The organism is Flavobacterium sp. DSP2-3-1 (genome assembly GCF_049896865.1).
Lineage (GTDB): Bacteria > Bacteroidota > Bacteroidia > Flavobacteriales > Flavobacteriaceae > Flavobacterium.
This window is the reverse complement of sequence record NZ_JAFCVD010000011.1, coordinates 65,207-86,428: the sequence shown is the minus strand read 5'-3', so window position 1 is coordinate 86,428 and position 21,222 is coordinate 65,207. Positions and strand designations below refer to the sequence as shown.

The window sequence follows — 21,222 nt, the reverse complement described above, 5'->3', positions numbered from 1 at the left end:
TATATTCAGAAAGAATTTCAATTGTTTATTCCTTTGAAAATTTTTAACAACTTCATCTAAAACTGTCAACAAATTTGTATTTTTGACTCACGAAGTTCAATGAATTCCATTGAAAACCAAATTCAGTGAAGTAAACTCAAGCTCAGAATGCATTTTAAACATCCCGAAATTTTCTACTTTCTGTTCTTGTTGATTGTTCCAATTTTGGTTCATTTATTTCAATTACGCCGTTTCAAAAAAGAATATTTCACCAATGTTCGTTTCTTAAAAGCACTTTCGATTCAAACCAGAAAAAGTTCTGAAATCAAGAGATGGCTACTTCTCGCCTGCCGATTATTATTGCTAACGTTTATCATTACAGCATTTGCACAACCTTTCTTTGAGTCAAAAGACAGCAAAAATGCCAGTAATGAACTTTACATTATTTTGGACAATTCTTTTAGCATGCAAGCCAAAGGTAAAAAAGGTGAATTGCTGAAAAGAGCCGTTCAGGAACTACTCGAAGAAACTCCGGAAAACGTGAATTTCTCTTTGCTCACCACTTCCGAAAATTATTGGAACACAGATATTAAGTCTGTTCGTAGTGCTTTGCAAAATCTAAAATACAGTGCTACTCCTTTTCAATTAGACAATATGTTAGCGAAGTTAAAAGCGCATAAATCAGCTTTTAAAAAAGATATCATTGTCATTACCGATGCTGTAGGTCTGAATGAAAAACAACTGAAAAACAGTGATGCTACTAATTCTCTTTTCTTTATAATCCCAAAAGCAGAACAAAAAAACAACGTTTCTATTGATAGTGTTTTCATCAATAAAACATTAGACAATTTTTATGAAATCAGTGTCCAAATATCCGGTTATGGAAATGATTTCAACCCGATTCCAATTTCTTTGTACAATGAAAACAAGCTTATTGCAAAGACAATAGTACCATTGAACAGCAAGAAAAAAAAGCTGAATTTTACGATTCCAAAACAAGCTTTTCATGGCTATTTTTCCATAGTTGACAATGGATTATCTTATGACAATACGTTGTTTTTTAGTATTTCTAAAACTAATAAAACCAGCATAATCAGCATTGGAGAACCGACAAAAAGCAATTTCCTTTCCCGAATTTACACCAGTGAAGAATTCAATTATAACAATTATACTTTAAGCGCGTTAGATTACAATAATTTGGAAGAACAAGATGCGATTGTTTTAAATGAATTGGATGAAATTCCGCAAGCTTTGGCTACCACTTTGAAATCTTTTGTAGAAAAAGGCGGTAATTTAATTGTAATTCCTTCGGCAATAATTTCAACCACTAGTATGAATTCTTTTGTATCGAATTTTGGGAATCTAAAATTTAATTCTTTAGAAAACAGAGAAAAGCTGATAACTAAAATCAACTTTAATCATCCTATATTTACAGGTGTTTTTGAAAATAAAGTGACTAATTTCCAATATCCAAAGACAAAAAGTTCGTTTTTATTATCCAGTTCCAGTCCTGCGGCTTTGTCCTATGAAGATCAAAGTATTTTTTTGACTTCGATAGCGAATTCGGTTTCAACTGTTGCTGTTTTTGCAGCTCCTATCAACATCGAAAATTCAAATTTCCAGCAATCGCCATTAATTGTGCCTACATTTTACAAGATGGCGATGAACAATCGTAACAACGGCGTAAATGCTTTGATAATAGGAAATAACAACCCGCATTTGACAGAAGCATCATTAAACAAAGACGCTATTTTAACTGTAAAAGGTTTGGACGAACAATTTATTCCTATCCAACAAATTCTGAATAATAAAGTCAAAATGACTTTCAATGATTATCCTGAACAAGCCGGAAATTTCAGCATTTATAATAAAAAAGAATGGATTGAAAACATCAGTTTCAATTACAACAGAACTGAAAGTGATTTGGCTTCAGCCAATGAAAATATTCTTTCGAAATATAAAACAACCGAATCTATTTCATCGCTATTTGACACTTTACAAACTGACAGAACTGATAATCAAATTTGGAAATGGTTTATTATCTTTGCGCTGTTATTTGTAATAGCCGAAATGGCAATTATACGATTCGTAAAGTGAATAACGAAGTTCCGATATTTAAAAAATTAATATGAAATAAGCATGACCATCAATTGGTCGTAAGAGTTAATACAGCTCTGCGAATTTCATATTCCATCAAAAAAACAAATATTATCTATATATGAAATTAATTATCAGAGGTGCCAAAATTATCGATTCGAAAAGTCCCTTTCATAACAAGACTCTAGATATTTTAATTGTTGATGGTTTTATAAAAAAAATTGGAACTTCGATTCCAAATCCAGATAAAGCAGACGAAATACAACTTGACAATCTTCACGTATCACAAGGCTGGTTTGACAGTAGCGTTTCGCTTGGAGAACCTGGTTTTGAAGATAGAGAAACCATTTCGAACGGACTTAATGTAGCTGCCAAAAGCGGTTTTACGGCAATCGCATTACAGCCCAACTCCTTCCCTGTTATTGACAATCAATCCCAAGTGAATTTTGTTTTAAATAAAGCACAAGGATTTGCAACACAACTCTACCCTATTGGCGCTTTGAGCAAAGAGAGTGCAGGAAAAGACATGGCTGAATTGTATGATATGAAAAAAGCTGGAGCAGTTGCCTTTGGAGATTATAATAAAAGTTTAGACAATGCTAATTTGCTAAAAATTGCTTTACAATACGTTCAGGATTTTGATGGATTACTCATCGCTTTTTCACAAGACGAAAATATAAAAGGAAACGGAGTGGCGAATGAAGGCATTGTTTCTACCCGATTAGGACTAAAAGGAATTCCAAATCTTGCTGAAGAATTACAAATTGCCAGAAATTTATTTTTGTTAGAATATACCGGCGGAAAACTACACATTCCAACAATTTCGACTAAAAAATCAGTTCAATTAATCAAAGACGCTAAAGCCAATGGACTTAATGTAACGTGTAGCGTAGCAGTGCATCATTTGGTTTTAACCGATGAAAAACTGGAAGGTTTTGACACCCGCTATAAAGTTTCGCCGCCACTTAGAACTGAAACTGATAGAAAAGCATTGTTGAAAGGAATAAAAGACGGTACGATCGATATGATTACATCCGACCATAATCCGATAGATATTGAACACAAGAAAATGGAATTTGATTGTGCGAAAAATGGAACAATTGGATTGGAAAGTGCTTTTAGTGCTTTAATGACAGTCTTACCTTTAGAAATCGTAGTAGATAAATTGACATCCGGAAAAACAACTTTTGGTATCGAAACAGAAAAGATTAGTGAAGGGTCTAAAGCAAATATTACCTTGTTTAATCCGGAACCAGAAAGCATTTTCACAAAATCATCAATTTTATCAAAATCAAAAAACTCCGCATTTCTGCAAACAGAAATGAAAGGAAAAGTTTATGGGATTATCAATCAAGGAAAATTAATTTTATCAAAAAAAAATGAATAATAATAATAATAATAATAATAATAACAATTCAGAGTCAGGAAAGACCGCTGCCATAACCAGTTATATTTTAGGAATTGGTGTTTTTATAGCGATGTCCATGAACTCCGAAGACAAAAATGAGTTTGCTTCTTTTCACATTCGCCAAGGACTTGGACTCACGTTAACTTTTATATCATTGGGATTAATCATCAGTAATTTTGACAGCTTACTGATTTCGGCTCCAATGTGGATTTTCGTCTTTGTTTTGTGGTCTTATGGAATTACTACTGCTATAAAAGGAGAAACAAAACCAGTTCCTTTACTGGGAACTTATTATCAAAAATGGTTATCAAACATATCATAATTACAATGAACTTATCCTTAAAATACAAAATACGAGAACCTAAAATAAAATTAGACAAAAATCCGCTTATCCTTTTATTGCACGGGTACGGCAGCAATGAAGATGATTTATTTTCATTTGCTACTGAACTTCCGGAAGAATATTACATAATCTCGGCACGTGCGCCTTATGATATGCAATACGGTGCTTTTGCGTGGTACGCAATCAACTTCGATGCGGATGAAAACAAATTTTCTGACCACGAACAAGCTAAAGTTTCAAGGGATGTAATTGCTGGATTTATTGATGAGCTAATTGCTAATTATCCAATTAATGAGAAACAAATTGCTTTAGTTGGCTTCAGCCAAGGCGCCATCCTAAGTTATGCTGTGGCACTTTCATACCCAGAAAAAGTTCAGAAAGTAGTAGCTATGAGTGGATATTTGAATTTAGAGATTATGGCTGATGATTATCTTAAAAATAGTTTTACAAACTTGAAAATATTTGCTTCACACGGAACTGTAGATCAAGTAATCCCAGTGGAATGGGCCAGGAAAACACCTGCAATAGTAGAAAATTTAGGAATAAATATCACGTACAAAGAATATCCTGTGGGTCATGGTGTAGCTCCACAAAATTTTTATGACTTTAAAAATTGGCTTCAGGAAAAGTAGTATTCAGTAAGCTGTCGCAGTTTTCAATACTGACAATTTCTGAAAGCTGCGACTGAATATTTATTTTTGATATAATAAGGATTGATTTACTTCAAATGAAATACTGTCATCTGCATTTACAAAATATTTTAATAAAACCTCACCCCAAATTTCACCATCACTAAAGTCAGCAATAATCCATCTGTGATTTAGTATTTTTGCCTTATTGATAATAAATTTATTGGCACCAATTTGATCTTGACCAGTATAAGGATTTCCTTTTGGGTTGGAATTAAAATCTAATAATTTTTCAGTGACGTAAGGAATTAATTTCTCGTATTGGATTGTTTTTTCAGAACTTGCAGAATCAAAATAGTTTTGCGCATTTTCATTTTTTTCCAAAGAAAAATAGTTGGCATCCGCTAATTTTTTAGTAACCGAGGCTAAACTGTCCTTTAACTTTGTTGTTGTTTTTTTGTATCTATTTTGTTCGAAAGCTACTTGTTTACTCAAAAACATATACGTAAAAATTGAAGAAAGAACAGCTAGAATAGTGAGATAAAGGAATAATGATCGTTTCATTTTTAATAAAATTAAATTTTAATTTCTAAATTATCGTAGGCAAGAAAAACATTTGCGGGAAGATTTTTTTGAACCTCTTCATGATATCCCATTATATGACTGATGTGCGTGAGATACGCTTTTTCTGGTTGCACCAAAGTTATGAATTCTAACGCTTCTTTCAAATTGAAATGTGTGTCATGCCGTTCTTCCCGTAACGCATTCACAACCAAAACTTTTAAATTTTTTAGCTTGGCTATTTCTGTTTTTTCAATAGTTTTCACATCTGTTAAATAAGCAAAATCATCAATTCGGTACCCAAAAACCTGAAGATTTCCATGCAAAACATTTATTGGAACAGCAGTTTTGTTTCCAATAGCAAATGGCTGGTCGTTAATAACTTCAATTGTTTTTACGGAAGGGGAACCGGGATATTTATTAACCGTTTCAAAAACATAATCGAAACGCTTTTTTAAATTATGTATCACTCGCTGGTGTGCATAAATTGGTATTTCTCCTTGTTTAAAATTAAAAGGTCGAATATCATCAATTCCAGCAGTATGATCTGAATGTTCATGGGTAAAAAGAATGCCGTTCACCTTTTGACAATTAGACGAAAGCATTTGCTGTCTAAAATCAGGTCCGCAATCGATAATAAAAGAATAATTTTCCCAAGAAATCCATACAGAAACGCGTAGTCTTTTGTCTTTAAAATCAGTGCTTTTGCATACGGGATGATTACTCCCAATAACGGGAATCCCTTGTGACGTACCAGTTCCTAAAAAATATACCTTCAACTTTCTTGATTTTGTTTACAAAAATAGGATTAATTCTCTTTCATTAGAAACCTAATTCATTAACTTTGACAAATATTAGCCATATTAAAAGAAAATGGATACAGAAATTAAATTAAAAGGTGATAAAATCATCGAACAAATTCCTTCTACTAAAGATAAAGCGCTCCGTATCAATTTGAACGAAAATATTTATGGAACTTTTGCAGAAATTGGAGCAGGACAGGAAACTGTAAGACATTTTTTTAGATCTGGTGGATCTTCAGGTACAATTGCAAAAGCAATGTCAGCCTATGATAAAGACTTCAGTGATGCTGTATATGGAATAGAAGAAGACGGCCGATACGTAACGGAAAGCCGATTAAAAAAAATGCTTTCTCATGAAGTAAATCTTATAGAACGACGACTGAGCAGAGAAAAACATCCCAACAAAATGTTTTTTAGTTATGCCAATACCGTAGCTACTATTGATTTTGCTAAACAATTTAAAGGACATGGCTGGGTTGGAATCAGTTATCAAATTGAACCGGATGAGGATTACAACGAGATTATTCTTCACATTCGCTTTAAAGAAACTGATGTTCGTTTACAACAAGAAACACTGGGAATCCTTGGCGTAAATTTGATTTACGGTGCGTATTACAAATACAATGACCCTAAGCGATTATTGCGTTATTTATATGATCATTTAGACAAAGACCAATTAGAAATAGATACAATTAATTTCTCAGGACCCCGTTTTGCTGATGTAGACAATCGTTTGATGAGTTTACAATTAGTTAAAAATGGAATGACTGATGCTGTAATGTTTAATCCTGATGGAAAAAACATTCTTCCTGCAGCCATACTTTATAAGAAAAACATTTTAGCTTTTAGAGGGAGTTTCCGTCCCGTTACAAAAGTAAATATGGACATGTATGAGAAATCATTGAAAATGTTCCTGAATGAAAATAAGGTAAATGCCGAAAATACTTTAGTTGTTTTTGAAATTACATTATCCAACTTGCGTTCTGATGGAGAAATAGACGAAAGGGATTTTATGGATCGAGCTGAATTATTGTGTTCTCTTGGACAAACAGTTATGATTTCTAATTTTCAAGAATATTATAAAGTGGTCGAGTATTTTGCTAATTATACCAAAGCCCGAATGGGATTAGCCATGGGCGTAAATAATTTAGTAGATATCTTTGACGAAAAATATTACCGTCATTTAAGTGGTGGAATTCTGGAAGCTTTTGGAAAATTATTTTATCGCGATATGAAAGTATTCCTATATCCAATGATCGGAGAAAATGGAGAAATTATTACATCCGAGAATTTAAAAGTACATCCAAGAATGAAAGAACTCTATAAATTCTTTAAATTCAACGGAAAAGTAGTTGATATTGATGATTATGATCCTACGATTTTAGAGGTTTTCTCCCGTGAAGTCTTGAATATGATAAATCATGGAAAACCGGGCTGGGAACAAATGCTTCCATCTGGTATTGCAGAAATAATTAAAGAACACAGACTTTTTGGCTTTGATCCACATAAAGTCTTGAATGAAAGCAATTAATTGATAATAGTCAATAATCAGTTTTAACTCTCATTAACATCAGAATCAGGATTGAATTATGATTCAAGTTATAAAAAAAGTCCAGAACTGCGGTCAATTTTAACCTCAACTCTGGACTTTCTTTTGTCTTTTCTAATTTAAATTCAGTTTATGAAAACATAATTTGAAACGAGTAGTAACTGAACGCTTATTTTAGTATCTGCGCAGCATGTGCTTTGGTTTTTACATCAGCTATCACCTCATCAATAATTCCGTTTTCGCCTATTACAAATGTAGTTCTGTGGATTCCGTCATACTCTTTACCCATGAATTTTTTAGGTCCCCAAACACCAAAAGCCTGAATTATGGATTTATCTTCATCTGCAAGTAATGGAAAAGGAAATTCATACTTGTCTTTGAACTTTGCCTGTGCTTTTTGGCTGTCTGCACTTACGCCTAACAATGCGTAATTATTGGCTTGAAAACGTTCGAAATTGTCTCTCAAATCACAAGCTTCAGCTGTGCAACCTGGCGTGTTTGCTTTGGGATAAAAGAAAACCACCAGTTTTTTTCCTGCGTAATCTGCTAATTGATGTGATTTTCCCTCTTGGTCTAGACCAGAAAAATTAGGGGCTTTGTCTCCTTTTTTTAATGTTGTCATTATTTATATTTTTTTATTTATTTGAATTAAAGTTGCACTTTGCTTTTGCTATTGAAATTGTTTTTCTTTGCAAATCAAATTTAACTAATAATGAATAAACAAGAACGTGTAACTTTTGTTATAAATACGTTAAAAGAACTTTATCCTACAATTCTAGTTCCATTGGATCATAAAGATCCTTATACTTTATTGATTGCGGTTTTACTTTCTGCCCAATGTACCGATGTGCGCGTGAATCAAATTACGCCTTTACTTTTCGCAAAAGCAGATAATCCGCATGATATGATAAAAATGTCTGTGGAAGAAATAAAGGAAATCATTCGACCTTGTGGCTTATCTCCAATGAAATCAAAAGGTATTCATGGTTTGTCTCATATATTAATTGATAAACACGATGGAAAAGTTCCGCAAAGCTTTGAATTTTTGGAAGAACTACCTGCCGTAGGACATAAAACGGCTAGTGTCGTCATGTCGCAAGCTTTTGGAGTTCCTGCGTTTCCTGTTGACACACACATTCATCGCTTAATGTATCGATGGAATTTAACCAATGGAAAAAACGTAGTTCAAACGGAGAAAGATGCGAAACGCATTTTTCCTGAAGAAATCTGGAATGACCTGCATCTTCAGATTATTTGGTACGGAAGACAATATTCTCCGGCTCGGGGCTGGGATTTAGAAAAGGATAGTATTACCAAAACAATTGGCCGAAAAACGGTACTCGATGCATATTATAAAAAATAAACTGAAGACAAACAAAAAAACCACTAATTCTATTTAAAATCAGTGGTTTTTTTTTCATTACCGAATTGGGCTACTAAAATTTATTTCTTTTGGAATTATATAGATTCTAATTTGATATAATTTCAAAACTTATATTTTCTATTTCTATTATGGTTAACGCTTTTGAATAGCCTAATAAAAAAGAAATTGTTTCTTTACTTGGTTTCATTACTTGAGAAAATAATGATTTTTTTGAGTAAGTTTTTGCCATAAAGTAATATGTATTTGTTTTACATTACAACGCAGCACTTTTCAAAATATTATTAATTGGTTAAAACAATTTGGTGCTTATCAATTACCTTTCTCAAATTCATCAAAGCATAACGCATTCTTCCTAATGCAGTATTAATACTCACTCCAGTTATTTCCGAAATTTCCTTGAAACTCATGTCTTGATACATTCTCATGACTAAAACTTCTTTTTGATCAGCAGGAAGTCCTTCAATTAGCTTTTGTAAATCCATTTCAACTTGTTCAGATATTATTTTATTTTCTATCGTCAAGGAATTATCAGACATAATAGAGAAAATTGAAAATTCCTCTGTTTCCCTGAACATTGGCATTTTTTTGGTTTTTCGGTAATGATCAACTACTAAATTATGGGATATACGCATTACCCACGGTAAAAATTTACCTTCTTCATTGTAAGAGTTTGATTTCAAAGTTTTTATTACTTTGATAAAGGTATCTTGAAAAATATCGTTGGTAATATCTCTATCCGGGATTTTAGAATAAATAAATCCATATATTTTTCCCTCATGCCTCTTTATTAGTTTAGCTAAGGCATCCTCATTACCTGCGACATATTCCTTAACTAATGACGCGTCTGGGAGTTGTATATTAACCATAATAATACTTTTTAGTTTTTAATTAAAATTGGAGAGTTTTCTCTAAAAAGTAGTTTTTTATTATAGGCTAAAGTGTGTTTAGGTTTGTTCAGTTTTCAAATTTAACTAATTATTATTTTACCATGCAAGTAAAATTAATAAAAATTAACATTTCAAAATTTAAATTTGTTAAAATTTATCTTCTTTTTTCACATTTACCACACAAATAGCATGCCGATGCCTAAGAAAGAGTTAATTTAATCTAAAAATTCTAATAAAAATAAAACTAAAATAAGGTCTGCTTATTTATTCATTCGAATAAACAAACACTTTATTTTAGTTTCACTTAATCATTCAAAAAATCAAATTATTGATATACTCTGATGTAATCAACAATAAAATCCTGCGGAAGAATGGTATCATCCACTTCTGGTCCTCCAAAATTTCCTCCTATTGCCATATTGACAATAAAATAAAAGGGCTGGTTAAATGGCCAAATCGCTTCTGTTTTACTTTCAGGCTGAAACGTGTACACTAATGTATTATCCACAAAAAAATCAATTTTGTCTTTCGTCCATTCCATTGCGTAAATGTGAAAACCTTCCTCGATAGCATTAAATCTTGTTTTCTGAGTATTTATAGTGTTTCCGTGGCTGTCTTGTGTATGCAAAGAAGTAAAAACCATATTGGGCTCTTTACCAACATATTCTAAAATATCAATTTCACCAGATTTTGGCCAACCAACTTCACTGATATTAGAACCTAACATCCACCAAGCCGGCCAAACTCCTTGTCCAACAGGCAACTTTGCTCTCGCCTCAAAACGACCGTATTGAAACTCCTTTTTACCTTTGGTAGTAATCCGTGTGGAAGTGTATTTATCACCTTCTTTTTTTGCAGTGATGACTAACTTATTTTTAGTAATCTTGTGGTTTTGTTTCGTGTATAATTGTCTTTCATTGTTTCCCCAACCGCAATTAGGACAACCATTGCCGAGCTCAAAATTCCAACTCTTTTCGTTTAAAGTTTGCCCTACAAAATTTTCTTCCCAAACCAGTTTTTGTTTGTTCTGTTGTGCAAAAGAAAAATTGATCACAAGTAATAATACTGCTATTTTTTTCATTTTATTTTAATTAGAATATTGAAAATCACCTTCCAATTTTGTTACTGAACTTCCTCCTATGAATACTTTAAAGTCTCCAGCTTCTGCTTCCCATTTTCTGTTGGCAGTGAAATACTCGATTGTTTTTTCATCAATTGTAAATATCACTTTTTTGGTTTCGTTGGGTTGTAATTCGATTATTTCGAATCCTTTCAACTCTTTTACGGGTCGAGTAATACTTCCTATCAAATCTCTAATATACAATTGAACGACTTCTTTTCCAGCAACTTTTCCCGTATTTTTTAAGTTTACAGAAACTTCAATTGTACCGTTTTTAACAAATGTCTTTGATGATAATTGCAAATTAGAGTATTCAAATTTAGAATAACTTAGTCCGTGACCAAAAGGATATAAAGGTGTGTTCTTTTCATCAACATAATGCGACCAAAATACACTTTCGGGCTCGTTCATTACTGGTCTTCCGGTATTTTTATAATTGTAATAAATAGGAATCTGACCTACATTTCTGGGGAAAGTCATTGGCAGTTTTCCGCTTGGATTGTAATCCCCGTATAAAACCTGCGCAATTGCGTTACCGCTTTGTGTTCCTAAATGCCAGCCTTCAACAATTGCAGGAATGTTTTCATCTGCCCAAGGAATGGCTAATGGACGGCCATTATTTAAAACCAAAACCACATTAGGATTGACTTTAAAAATTGCTTCCAATAATTCTTGTTGGACACCGGGTAAACCAATATCAATTCTACTTCTTCCCTCACCTGATTGTAAACCGTGTTCTCCCAAAACCATAACTACTATGTCAGCTTGTTTTGCAACCGAAATGGCTTCTGCAAATTCACTCTTATTCGTCATGTTGATTTTAGTTTCCCAAATGAACTGGGTTCGTCCCTCGGTTACATTAGCTCCTTTTGCGTAAGTAAGTTGATTACCCAAATATTTTTGTAATCCTTCCAGAACTGAAACTGCCGAATCATCATCAGCAGCGATTCTCCAGCTTCCCAAAGGACTCGTTTTATCATTTGCCAAAGCACCAATTAATGCAATTTTCTGACCTGATTTTTTTAAAGGCAATAATTCCTTTTCATTTTTCAAAAGCACGATCGACTTCTTGGCCATATCCAAAACTCCTTCTTGAAATTCCCGTTTTCCTAAGGTTTGCAATTCTCGATTTTCATCACAATATCTATACGGATCGTCAAACAAACCTAATTCGAACTTTACCTTCAAAATCCGTCTTGCCGCATCTTCAATGACACTCTCTTTGACTTTGCCTTCTTTGACTAACGCCACTAAATGCTCCACATACGCACTGGATTCCATATCCATGTCGGAACCGGCATTGATGGCTATTTCAGCTGCCTGTTTACTGTCTTTCGCATAACCATGTGTAATCATTTCGTTGATAGATCCCCAATCCGAGACTACGAAACCGTCAAATTTCCAGTCTCTCTTTAAAACTTCTCTTTGCAAATAGGCATTTCCTGTTGCGGGAATTCCATTTAGTTCATTGAAAGAGTTCATAAACGTTCGTACACCAGCATCAACTGCCGCTTTAAAAGGCGGAAAAATAGTGTTTTGTAACACGGTTTCGCTTATATCAACCGTATTGTAATCTCTTCCTGATTCTGCAAAAGCATATCCTGCAAAATGTTTGGCGCAAGCCAAAATAGTATTCGTATCGGCTAAATCTTCGCCTTGAAAACCTTGTACACGAGCTACGGCAATTTTACTTCCTAAAAATGGATCTTCACCCGCTCCTTCCATAACGCGTCCCCAACGGGCGTCTCTGGAAATATCAACCATAGGAGCAAAAGTCCAGTTCAATCCTACAGCAGCTGCTTCTTCAGCGGCTATTGCTGCCGACTTTTTTATCGCTTCCAAATCCCAACTTGCGGCTTCTGCCAGCGGAATTGGGCTAATCGTTTTATAACCGTGAATCACATCAAACCCAAAGAGTAACGGAATCCCCAATCGGGTTTGTTCAATCGCTATTTTTTGCAAGGCTTTAACATCTTTTACCCCTTTTACATTCAGCATCGATCCGACTAAACCTTTTTTCAGGTCTTCGTATTTTTTGGCTGCCTGACCTTCTTTTGGAGCTGGACCTGTAATATCCCAAAAACCATTATATTGATTAAGTTGACCGACTTTTTCTTCCAAAGTCATCAGTTGGAGAACCGAATCTACTTTAGTGTCCAGAACATTTTCTTTGGAGTAAGAAACAGACGATTTCAAGATTTTATTACTGCACCCGGCAACTATTAAAGCTGCTATTACAAAGGACGCTAACAGGAATTTATTTCTCATCTCTACACTTTTTATCATAATTAAAAAGCCGGTAAAAAACCGACCTTTATAAATCCATTACGTATTTTACTGGTAAATCCTTACATAATCAATCTCCATTGAAGACTGCAAAAAAGCAGGATCAATCGCTCCTCCAAAAGTTCCTCCCATTGCCACGTTCAAAATCATAAAAAAATCACTGTTAAAAGGCACTGAATTACTATTGGCAAAAGAATGAAACAGTTTATCATCTACATAAAACTGAATTAAAGTTGGACTCCAAATAGTTTTATAAAGATGAAATTCTGTAGCTGCATTTATTATTGTTGTTTTAGCCGTGTTTGCGTTTCCACCAAAATTACCTGGATAATGTAATGTCCCGTGAATTACATTTGGATCATTTCCTCTGTGTTCCATGAAATCAATTTCACCACATTTCGGCCATGCATTTGTTTTATAATCTTGTCCTAAAGACCAAATTGCAGGCCAAGTTCCACTACCAACCGGCAATTTCGCTCTCACCTCAATTTTACCGTAGGTGAATTCATATTTATCCTCTGTTTTCAATCGTGCAGAAGTGAAGCCTGTTCCTGATTTCTTCGCCGTAATTTTTAGATTTCCACCCTGAACAATTACATTATCAGCAGCATTAGTATAGGTTTGAGCTTCGCCATTACCCCAACCGCCAGCGCCAAGGTCATATCCCCATTTTGTAGCATCTGGAGCACCGTCAACATTAAATTCATCAGCAAATTTTAAAACAGTATAATTTACTGTAGGAGTTGGCGTTACAATTGCTCCGGGAGGCGAAGTGGTAAAAGTGTGGTACCATGCCAAAAATGGATTTCCCGACTGTATCACGCGAACAACCATCCGGTTATCCGAAATTGACAGAATCTCGTAAGAACTTGTTCCAACAAAATACCCCATAAAACCATTTTCTGCAAAATTCATTGTAGTTCCTCTCGTTTGAGTCGCACTATTCGGATTCTTTGTTATAAAAGAATCTGACTTGCTTAAAGTTACTGTTTTAGCACCGCTGGTGTTTAAGTTATAACAGGCATCATCTCCACCGCCTTTCAAAGCACCGTTATAATATGTTTGCCCCTTGTTATCCAATTCAAATTTCATTTGTTGACCAACTAAAGAAAAAGTCATTACACTATTGTACAAACAGGTCGCTGATTTTTCATTTGCTTTTGCGGAATAAAAATCCGGATAATAATTTTTTGTTCCAAAGGTAGGGTCGGACCACGCTACATTTGGACCAACGCCCAAATGACCATCTTCAGATTTTGCCCAATACCATTTTCTGGACGCACCACCCGTTAAGAATTGTACCGCTTGTTCATCTTTAAAATCACTGAAAACAGTTACTTCCAATGTCATATTTGTTGCAACTCCTCCTGCCCCAGAAGCAATAACAGTTACTGTGTACGTATTTGTACCTGGTGTTGCAAAAGTGTTTTCAAGAATCCCGCTTGGCGAATTCTTAGAAGTTCCATCGCTAAAAATGTATTTATACGAAATAGTATTTTCTGCCGTGCTGGTAAATTTAACTTTCCCAGAACCGTCTCCGTTTGGAAAGGCTGTCGATTTACCTGTAATTTCTGTTGTAACCTGAAGATTTGTTGGTGTATCTAAAGCTCCAAAACCTAAATTATCCTCCTGACAATTGACCATTAAAAGAAGGACAAAAACGCATACTATGTTTATTATTATTTTTTTCATTTTTATTATTTTTTAAAAAATCCAGTTGTGATACTCGTTTTATACAAACTCATTTTAAATTTGTAAAGAATTGATTTTATCTATCTTTTATTAATTATGAAAATAAACATTATCAATATAAACGGTGTTATTTCCAGCAGGCGCACCCACATAAATTAACTGTGCAATGTGCGCTCGCGTGTTTAATCCTGTAAAAGAACTCAACGGAATGTCTAAACTTACCCATGAACCTTTAGCTGGCGACAGAATAGTTATTTCATGTTCTACGTCATCGCCTCCTCCAAAAGCACCGTTAGCTCCAAAATCAACTAATTTTATTTTGAATTGAGTAAAATCTGATGACCAAACGTCCGTGTGAAAATGCGTCATTGCTGTGGCATTAATAGGACTTGTAGTCGCTTCTATACCCACAAAATCCAATGCACTGTATTTTTTTGTCGCATTTCCATTAATGCTCATATCCGTCAATGTGGCGCTTGACCAAGAAGTTCTCCAAGTGTTAACAGGTACATTTGTGTAAGCGTCGCTGAACATAGAAATCACTTTAGATACCGCTAAAGTTGGTATTGGCGCTGCTGTGACAGAACCGGCTTTGTTGTAAAAGAAAACGTTATCAACATAAACCGTAGTATTTCCTGATGGTGCACCAACTAAAATTAATTGTGCTATGTGAGAACGCGTTGTTAGTCCGGCAAAGTCACTTAATGGAAGATCTAAACTTACCCATTTTTCCTTTACAGGATTTGCAATCGTGATTTCATGCTCTTTGTCATCTCCGCCGCCAAAGACTCCATTAGCTCCAAAATCGACTAATTTAACTTTAAATTCCGTTAAGTTTGATGACCAAATATCAATATGAAAAAAGGTCATTGCCGACGCATTGATGGGAGTAGCAGTCGCTTCAATACCTACAAAATTCAAGGCACTGTATTTTTTAGTTTTATTACCACTGATATCAATATCCTCCAGATTTGCCTGTGACCAAGAAGTTCTCCATGTATCGACAGCAACATTTGTGTAACTATCACTAAACATGGAAATAACATTCGCAGCAGGAATCGTTGGAATTGGAGCGGCAAATAAATTAGTTACAGTTACGCTTTGCGTTTTTTGAGTTGTAGCAACGCCACCGCTCAGGGCTACCACTTTCACTTGATACGTTCCCGGATTTAAATACGTGTGCGTAATCACTTCACCTTCCATGAAATCTACTGGAACTTCATTCGAGACATCTCCAAAATAAACTTGAAAAAAAGTCTCCAATTCTGCTTTCGCAATTACATTAATCGAAAGATTACTTCCAATAGTTATGGTTGGTTCAAAATTTATTGGTGCCAAAAAAGAAACCGTTACCACTTGTATAGTTTCTGTTTTTTTTCCATTTATAGTTACCCCAATAATTTTGGCCTGAAATTTACCCTCTTTATATTTGTGGGTAATAGTGGCTCCGGGATTTATATAAACAGGAGCTGTAATTGCATCACCAAAATAAATTTCGAATTGAGTAACTCCTTCTCCTTTTGGTAAAAAAGTAACATTTCCTGAGTTATCTTGTATAATGGTCGTCAGGGCAGATATATTTGAAGGTGCATTTACACCGGCAAGATCTACGTCATTATTTTCGTCTGAACATCCCAAAAAGATAGTTAGAACAAAAAGACTTAGTATTAATTTTAAGTTTTTCATATTTAAATAATATTAGTTTTTAATATCCAGGATTTTGTTTCCAATTTCCATTTGCGAATTGAATTTCCTCGATAGGAATTGGAAACAATTCATTTTTGTTGGCTTTAAATCCAGTAATTTCCTGAGCTGCTTTACCAATTCGAACTAAATCGAAGAAACGGTGTCCTTCCCCAACTAATTCCACTCTTCTTTCTGCTAAAATAAAGTCAGTCAAAGCCGCTCCAGAAGATGAAATATCATGATTCAAATCACCAAAAGCGCGTCTTCGAACTTGGTTCAAATATCCTCTTGCTTTGGTATCATCAATTCCACCGCGACTGTAAGCCTCTGCTGCCATCAAAAGAACATCTGCATAACGGATGGCTCTGTAATTATTAGGATTTGTAAGGTTTAAATCTCCTTGTGCACCAGCACTTCTTTTTCTTGGAATATATTTTCTATTGAAAAAACCGGTGTGCTCGTAACCTTTTCCAAAAGTTGCGCCTGTTGCGGTCGCCCAAGCTTGAATGTCTAATATTGCAACCGCTTTTCTTCTATCTCCTGCTTCAAATGCGTTTACCACTTTCTGAGTTGGAACATTAAAACTGAAACCTGATGTAAATAAATCGCCTGAATAATTTCTTGGTCCACTAAAACCAACAGCTACATTTCCTTCGCTACATTGGAGACATCCAAAACCTGCTCCTTCCACATCCGTGTACTGTACTTCAAAAACCGATTCTAAACCATTTTCTCCTGCATTTTCAAAAATAGTATTGTAATCTGAAACCAACGAATAGGTGGAAAATCCGATTAAACTTTCGAAAGTTGCAGCCGCTCGTGCATATTTATTTTGGTACAAATAAGCCTTTCCTAATAACGCTAATGCAGCACCTTTAGTTGCTCTTCCTTTTTGTGCTGCGGTCGCAGTTAAGTTTTCAGAAGCAAAGATTAAATCAGCTTCAATAGAAGCATAAACTTCTGAAACGGATGAACGCGGAATTATTTTCTCGTCCCCTGGATTAAATCTTGCATCCCCTTTCAACGGAATACCTCCAAACCATTTTACTAATTCAAAATGATAATAAGCCCTCAGAAAACGAGCTTCACCGATTACTTGATTTTTTCCTTCAAAATTAGTTTTGTCTTTGAATTCCAAAATGTAATTGGCTCTTTGAACTCCAGCAAACATCCAGTCCCACAAGTTTTTTAGATTGCTATTAACAGGCGTATGAATCATGTCATCAATTTGCTGAAAACCAGGAGTATCTGATTGACTTTCTCCTCCTGCTAAAGTATTGTCTGAGGCTATCTCACCCAAAATTGAATTGAGGTACGTGGTTTGCAACAAATCATAGGTTGCAATTAAAGCATTGTCATAATCTGATTTTGAATTAAAATAATTCTCAGAATCAATCGAATATTCTATAGGTCGATCCACAAAATCATCACTACAAGAAATGGTTACCGTTGCGAAGATTGTTATCGTTATGAGCGTAATAAATAAATACTTTTTCATTTTTATACAAATTAAAAATTAATGTTTAAACCTAACAAATAGGTTCTTGGGATTGGATAAAAACCATAGTCAATTCCTCCTCCTATTGGAGCTCCATTAGAAGCGCCCGGATCAAAACCTTTGTATTTTGTAAACGTGTACAAGTTATTTACACCCGCATACAATCGTAGTTTCGTAATTCCCGCTTTTTCAGAATATCTAGGATTTATTGCATATCCCAATTGTATGTTTTGGATTCTTAAATACGAAGCATCTTCAACAAAATAATTGGAGAAAGTAGAATTTCCTGTAGCACCTGTAGTCACTCTTGGAGTAGCATTCGTGCTTCCTTCGCCGGTCCAACGGTCCAAAACATAATTTAGACGATTTACATCCGTTAGGTTTCTTTCGTAATTTCGTACCATATCATTTCCTACTGAAGCAAAAGTATAGACTGCAAAATCAAAACTTTTGTAGTTCATTTGTAAATTGAATCCCATTGTGGCATCTGGAATTGGATCTCCAATATTCGATCTGTCACTCGCATTAAGAACTCCGTCACCGTTTACATCTACAAAACGAAGATCACCTGGACTGGCATCAGCACCTAACGATAATTGAGATGGATGTGCAGCAACTTCTGCTTGATTTTGAAAAATCCCATCGGTTTTATAACCATAAAAATAACCGATCGGCAATCCTACTTCCATTCTCGAAGGCGCTTGCTGGCCTACGCCGAAGGAACCTCCTTCAATATATCCTATACCGTTGTTAACCTCTAATACCTCGTTTTTAAGGAAAGTAACATTATATCCCACATTCATCGAAAAATCATCGGAGAATTTATTTTTGTAATCTATCGCAAACTCTAAACCTGAATTTCTTACTGTTCCTGCATTTACCGTTGGAGAACCTGCGCCTGGAGCTGCAGTTCCGTTGATTCCTGAAACCGGTATAAATGGGATTAGTAAGTCTGCTCGTGTGTCAATAAAATAATCGGCAACTACAGAAACCTTATTATCTGCTAATTTAAGGTCTAAACCAACGTCAAATTTTCTGGCTTCTTCCCATTTCAAATTTGTATTTGGAATTTGTCCTGTTGCCAAACCATTCACTAAAACATCATCAAAAACATAGGTAGCTTCCCCATTTAATTGAGACACATAACCATTATTTGGAATTTGGTCATTTCCTAAAATACCATAACTCCCTCTTAATTTCATAAAATTTACGAGTTTGTCTTTTCCAAAAAAGCCTTCGTCAGAAATTACCCAACCTGCTGTAATAGAAGGGAAATATCCCACTTTGTTTCCAGGTCCAAATTTTGTCGAAGCATCACGGCGTATCATTGTAGAAAAAAGATATTTACCTTTAAAATCATATTGTGCTCTCGCAAAATAAGAAAGTCTTCTTTCATCATAATTGTAAGAACCGTTTGGTACGGTTTCAGAAATTCCTCTGGTCAAGGCTATATCCGCAAATTCCCATGAATTATAAGGAACATCAAATCCAGTTGCAAACAATCCGTTTCCGTATTGTTTGAAAATAGTATTTCCCACTGTGGCTACAACATTGTGGTTGTCTCCAATTTTCTTAGTATAAGTTCCAAATAAATCAAACGAATAGTCATTATCATTAATTGCACTTTGGGAAACCGAACTTCTCAAAACATCGAATACTTTATCTGAAGGATTTATCCAATATAAAATTTGCTTGGCAAACGATTTAGACTCACTGTTTGATGTATTAAAACCAATAGAACTCGAAACGACAAAATCTTTAAAAACCTTGTAATCCAATCCAAAATTACCATTTACTTTTTTGAAGTTATAGTCATTATACGTATTGGCGATCTGAGCTAATGGATTTATAATTTCTATTCCTAATCCCGTATTTGTAGGCACTTTTGTAAAATCACCATTCGCATCATAAGGTGTTAGGGTTGATGGAATATTTAATGCATTGAACAAAATAGAACCTAAACCACCTTCGTTTAATGATTTTCTATTAAAATAAGTGTAGATAACGTTTGTTTTCAATTTTAATCGTTCGGTAACATCTGCCCCTACAGAAACTCGTGCAGTATTTCGTAAAAAACCAGATTTACTTTCGCCAATAATTCCTTCCTGATCCAAATGAGAACCACTTACCGCGTAAGTAATTTTATCCGATCCACCAGAAAAAGAGATATCGTGATTGATTACAGGAACGCTAGTGCTGAAAACTTCATTTTGCCAGTTTTTGCCTTTACCTAAACCGGAAACATCAGGAAAAGGAATAGTGTTACCGCCGTTAGCATAACTTTCGTTCAATAATAAGGCGTATTCGGTGGCATTCAACATCGGTAATGTTCGTGAAGTTTCCTGAAAACCTGTGTAGGTGTTGTAACTAATTTTTGATTTCGAATTCTTTTTCCCCGATTTAGTTGTGATAAGAATAATTCCATTAGCACCGATAGTGCCATAAATAGCAGCTTGAGCATCTTTCAAAACGGTTATAGACTCGACATCATTTGGATTTAATAATCCAAGTTCTCCAACATAGCCATCAATGATTGTTGTAGGTCTGTTTTCACCGTTGGTTGCAATACCTCTAATACGAATATCCAAAGCGGCACCTGGAGCACCAGAAGTAGTAGTCACATTCACCCCGGACACAGTTCCTTGCAACGCTTGTTCAATTTTAATTGGTTTTAAAGCCTCTAAAGTTTTGCTGTCCACAACAGAAACTGCTCCTGTCATTTCTCGCTTTTTCTGAGTTCCGTATCCAATTACTACAACTTCATCCAATATTTCAGAATCGTCTTGCAACGAAATAGAAAGAGTGCTAATTGATGAAACTACTTTATATTCTAAATTTTTAAATCCTAAATAAGTAAAAACTAAAGTTGCACCAGAGGAAACTCCTTTTAGAGAAAAACGACCATCCATATCTGTAGATGTCCCAACTGTTGAATTTTTAACTTGAACATTTACTCCTGGTATCGGTAAACCAGAACCTGCTTCTTTAACAACTCCTGCCATATAATATCCTTGGGCAAAACCAATAGAGGACAGAAATAGAAAAAGGATTAATAAATAGTTTGACTTCATAATTTATGTTTTTTGTGAATTATAAAATTAATCGGAACCTCAAATAATAAATCAAAAGGAACCTCAACAAAAAACATACAATGCAAAAAATTATTGGTTTAATTTACAATACTTAAAAAAGCATTGAAAATTAAGAAGAAATTGTGATACTCTAATTATATTTAAAAGGAACAAACCACAACAATAACGTTAATGTTGTGGTATTGTATAGTTCTATTTATAGAAATTG

Annotated in this window: 17 protein-coding genes; 6 read left to right on the top strand and 11 right to left on the bottom strand. The window is 34.6% G+C overall.

The window, feature by feature from the left end; translation table 11 throughout:
• Positions 1-147 precede the first annotated feature (147 nt).
• From ACP7AT_RS13135 to ACP7AT_RS13120, 4 genes are all read left to right on the top strand, one after another.
• Positions 148-2,076: a BatA domain-containing protein gene (locus ACP7AT_RS13135; protein WP_426064799.1), complete on the top strand. Its 1,929-nt coding sequence runs from the start codon at positions 148-150 to the stop codon at positions 2,074-2,076.
• A 121-nt stretch (positions 2,077-2,197) separates the two neighbouring features.
• Positions 2,198-3,463, top strand: a complete 1,266-nt coding sequence (locus ACP7AT_RS13130) for a dihydroorotase (protein ID WP_426064798.1) — start codon at positions 2,198-2,200, stop codon at positions 3,461-3,463.
• A complete protein-coding gene (locus ACP7AT_RS13125; RefSeq protein WP_426064797.1) occupies positions 3,456-3,806 on the top strand; it encodes a hypothetical protein in 351 nt (116 codons plus the stop codon). Before ACP7AT_RS13130 ends, ACP7AT_RS13125 begins: the two co-directional genes overlap by 8 nt.
• 5 nt (positions 3,807-3,811) lie before the next feature.
• Positions 3,812-4,459, top strand: coding sequence for an alpha/beta hydrolase (locus ACP7AT_RS13120; protein WP_426064795.1), 648 nt, complete (start codon positions 3,812-3,814; stop codon positions 4,457-4,459).
• 60 nt (positions 4,460-4,519) lie between these two features.
• Here the strand turns inward: ACP7AT_RS13120 and ACP7AT_RS13115 are convergent, their stop codons facing one another.
• Both ACP7AT_RS13115 and ACP7AT_RS13110 read right to left on the bottom strand, forming a co-directional pair.
• Positions 4,520-5,020: a hypothetical protein gene (locus ACP7AT_RS13115; protein ID WP_426064794.1), complete on the bottom strand. Its 501-nt coding sequence runs from the start codon at positions 5,018-5,020 to the stop codon at positions 4,520-4,522.
• Between the two features lie 11 nt (positions 5,021-5,031).
• The gene (locus ACP7AT_RS13110) at positions 5,032-5,796 is read right to left on the bottom strand and encodes an MBL fold metallo-hydrolase (protein WP_426064793.1); all 765 of its coding nucleotides are present in this window, start codon (positions 5,794-5,796) and stop codon (positions 5,032-5,034) included.
• 94 nt (positions 5,797-5,890) lie between these two features.
• Between ACP7AT_RS13110 and ACP7AT_RS13105 the strand changes: the two genes are divergently transcribed.
• On the top strand, positions 5,891-7,351 hold the full coding sequence (locus tag ACP7AT_RS13105) for a TonB-dependent receptor (protein WP_426064792.1): 1,461 nt from the start codon (positions 5,891-5,893) through the stop codon (positions 7,349-7,351).
• Between the two features lie 187 nt (positions 7,352-7,538).
• Here the strand turns inward: ACP7AT_RS13105 and bcp are convergent, their stop codons facing one another.
• Complete coding sequence (bcp, locus tag ACP7AT_RS13100) at positions 7,539-7,991, bottom strand: thioredoxin-dependent thiol peroxidase (RefSeq protein ID WP_426064791.1); 453 nt, start codon at positions 7,989-7,991, stop codon at positions 7,539-7,541.
• Between the two features lie 90 nt (positions 7,992-8,081).
• Between bcp and ACP7AT_RS13095 the strand changes: the two genes are divergently transcribed.
• On the top strand, positions 8,082-8,732 hold the full coding sequence (locus ACP7AT_RS13095) for an endonuclease III domain-containing protein (protein WP_426064789.1): 651 nt from the start codon (positions 8,082-8,084) through the stop codon (positions 8,730-8,732).
• A gap of 106 nt (positions 8,733-8,838) precedes the next feature.
• On the opposite strand, the gene ACP7AT_RS13090 is transcribed toward ACP7AT_RS13095, so the two are convergent.
• From ACP7AT_RS13090 to ACP7AT_RS13055, 8 genes are all read right to left on the bottom strand, one after another.
• The gene (locus tag ACP7AT_RS13090) at positions 8,839-8,982 is read right to left on the bottom strand and encodes a hypothetical protein (protein ID WP_426064787.1); all 144 of its coding nucleotides are present in this window, start codon (positions 8,980-8,982) and stop codon (positions 8,839-8,841) included.
• Positions 8,983-9,034: 52 nt separating this feature from the next.
• Entirely contained in the window at positions 9,035-9,619 is a 585-nt protein-coding gene (locus ACP7AT_RS13085; RefSeq protein ID WP_426064786.1) for an RNA polymerase sigma factor, read from the bottom strand.
• 346 nt (positions 9,620-9,965) lie between these two features.
• A complete protein-coding gene (locus ACP7AT_RS13080) occupies positions 9,966-10,721 on the bottom strand; it encodes a glycoside hydrolase family 16 protein (protein WP_426064784.1) in 756 nt (251 codons plus the stop codon).
• 6 nt (positions 10,722-10,727) lie between these two features.
• Positions 10,728-13,028, bottom strand: a complete 2,301-nt coding sequence (gene bglX, locus ACP7AT_RS13075) for a beta-glucosidase BglX (RefSeq protein ID WP_426064783.1) — start codon at positions 13,026-13,028, stop codon at positions 10,728-10,730.
• 66 nt (positions 13,029-13,094) lie between these two features.
• Entirely contained in the window at positions 13,095-14,738 is a 1,644-nt protein-coding gene (locus ACP7AT_RS13070; RefSeq protein WP_426064782.1) for a family 16 glycosylhydrolase, read from the bottom strand.
• A 90-nt stretch (positions 14,739-14,828) separates the two neighbouring features.
• On the bottom strand, positions 14,829-16,424 hold the full coding sequence (locus ACP7AT_RS13065) for a PKD domain-containing protein (protein WP_426064781.1): 1,596 nt from the start codon (positions 16,422-16,424) through the stop codon (positions 14,829-14,831).
• Positions 16,425-16,443: 19 nt separating this feature from the next.
• Complete coding sequence (locus ACP7AT_RS13060; RefSeq protein ID WP_426064780.1) at positions 16,444-17,922, bottom strand: RagB/SusD family nutrient uptake outer membrane protein; 1,479 nt, start codon at positions 17,920-17,922, stop codon at positions 16,444-16,446.
• Between the two features lie 11 nt (positions 17,923-17,933).
• Positions 17,934-20,993 carry a SusC/RagA family TonB-linked outer membrane protein gene (locus ACP7AT_RS13055; RefSeq protein ID WP_426064779.1) on the bottom strand — a complete coding sequence of 1,020 codons (3,060 nt, stop codon included), beginning with the start codon at positions 20,991-20,993 and terminating at the stop codon, positions 17,934-17,936.
• Positions 20,994-21,222 lie beyond the last annotated feature (229 nt).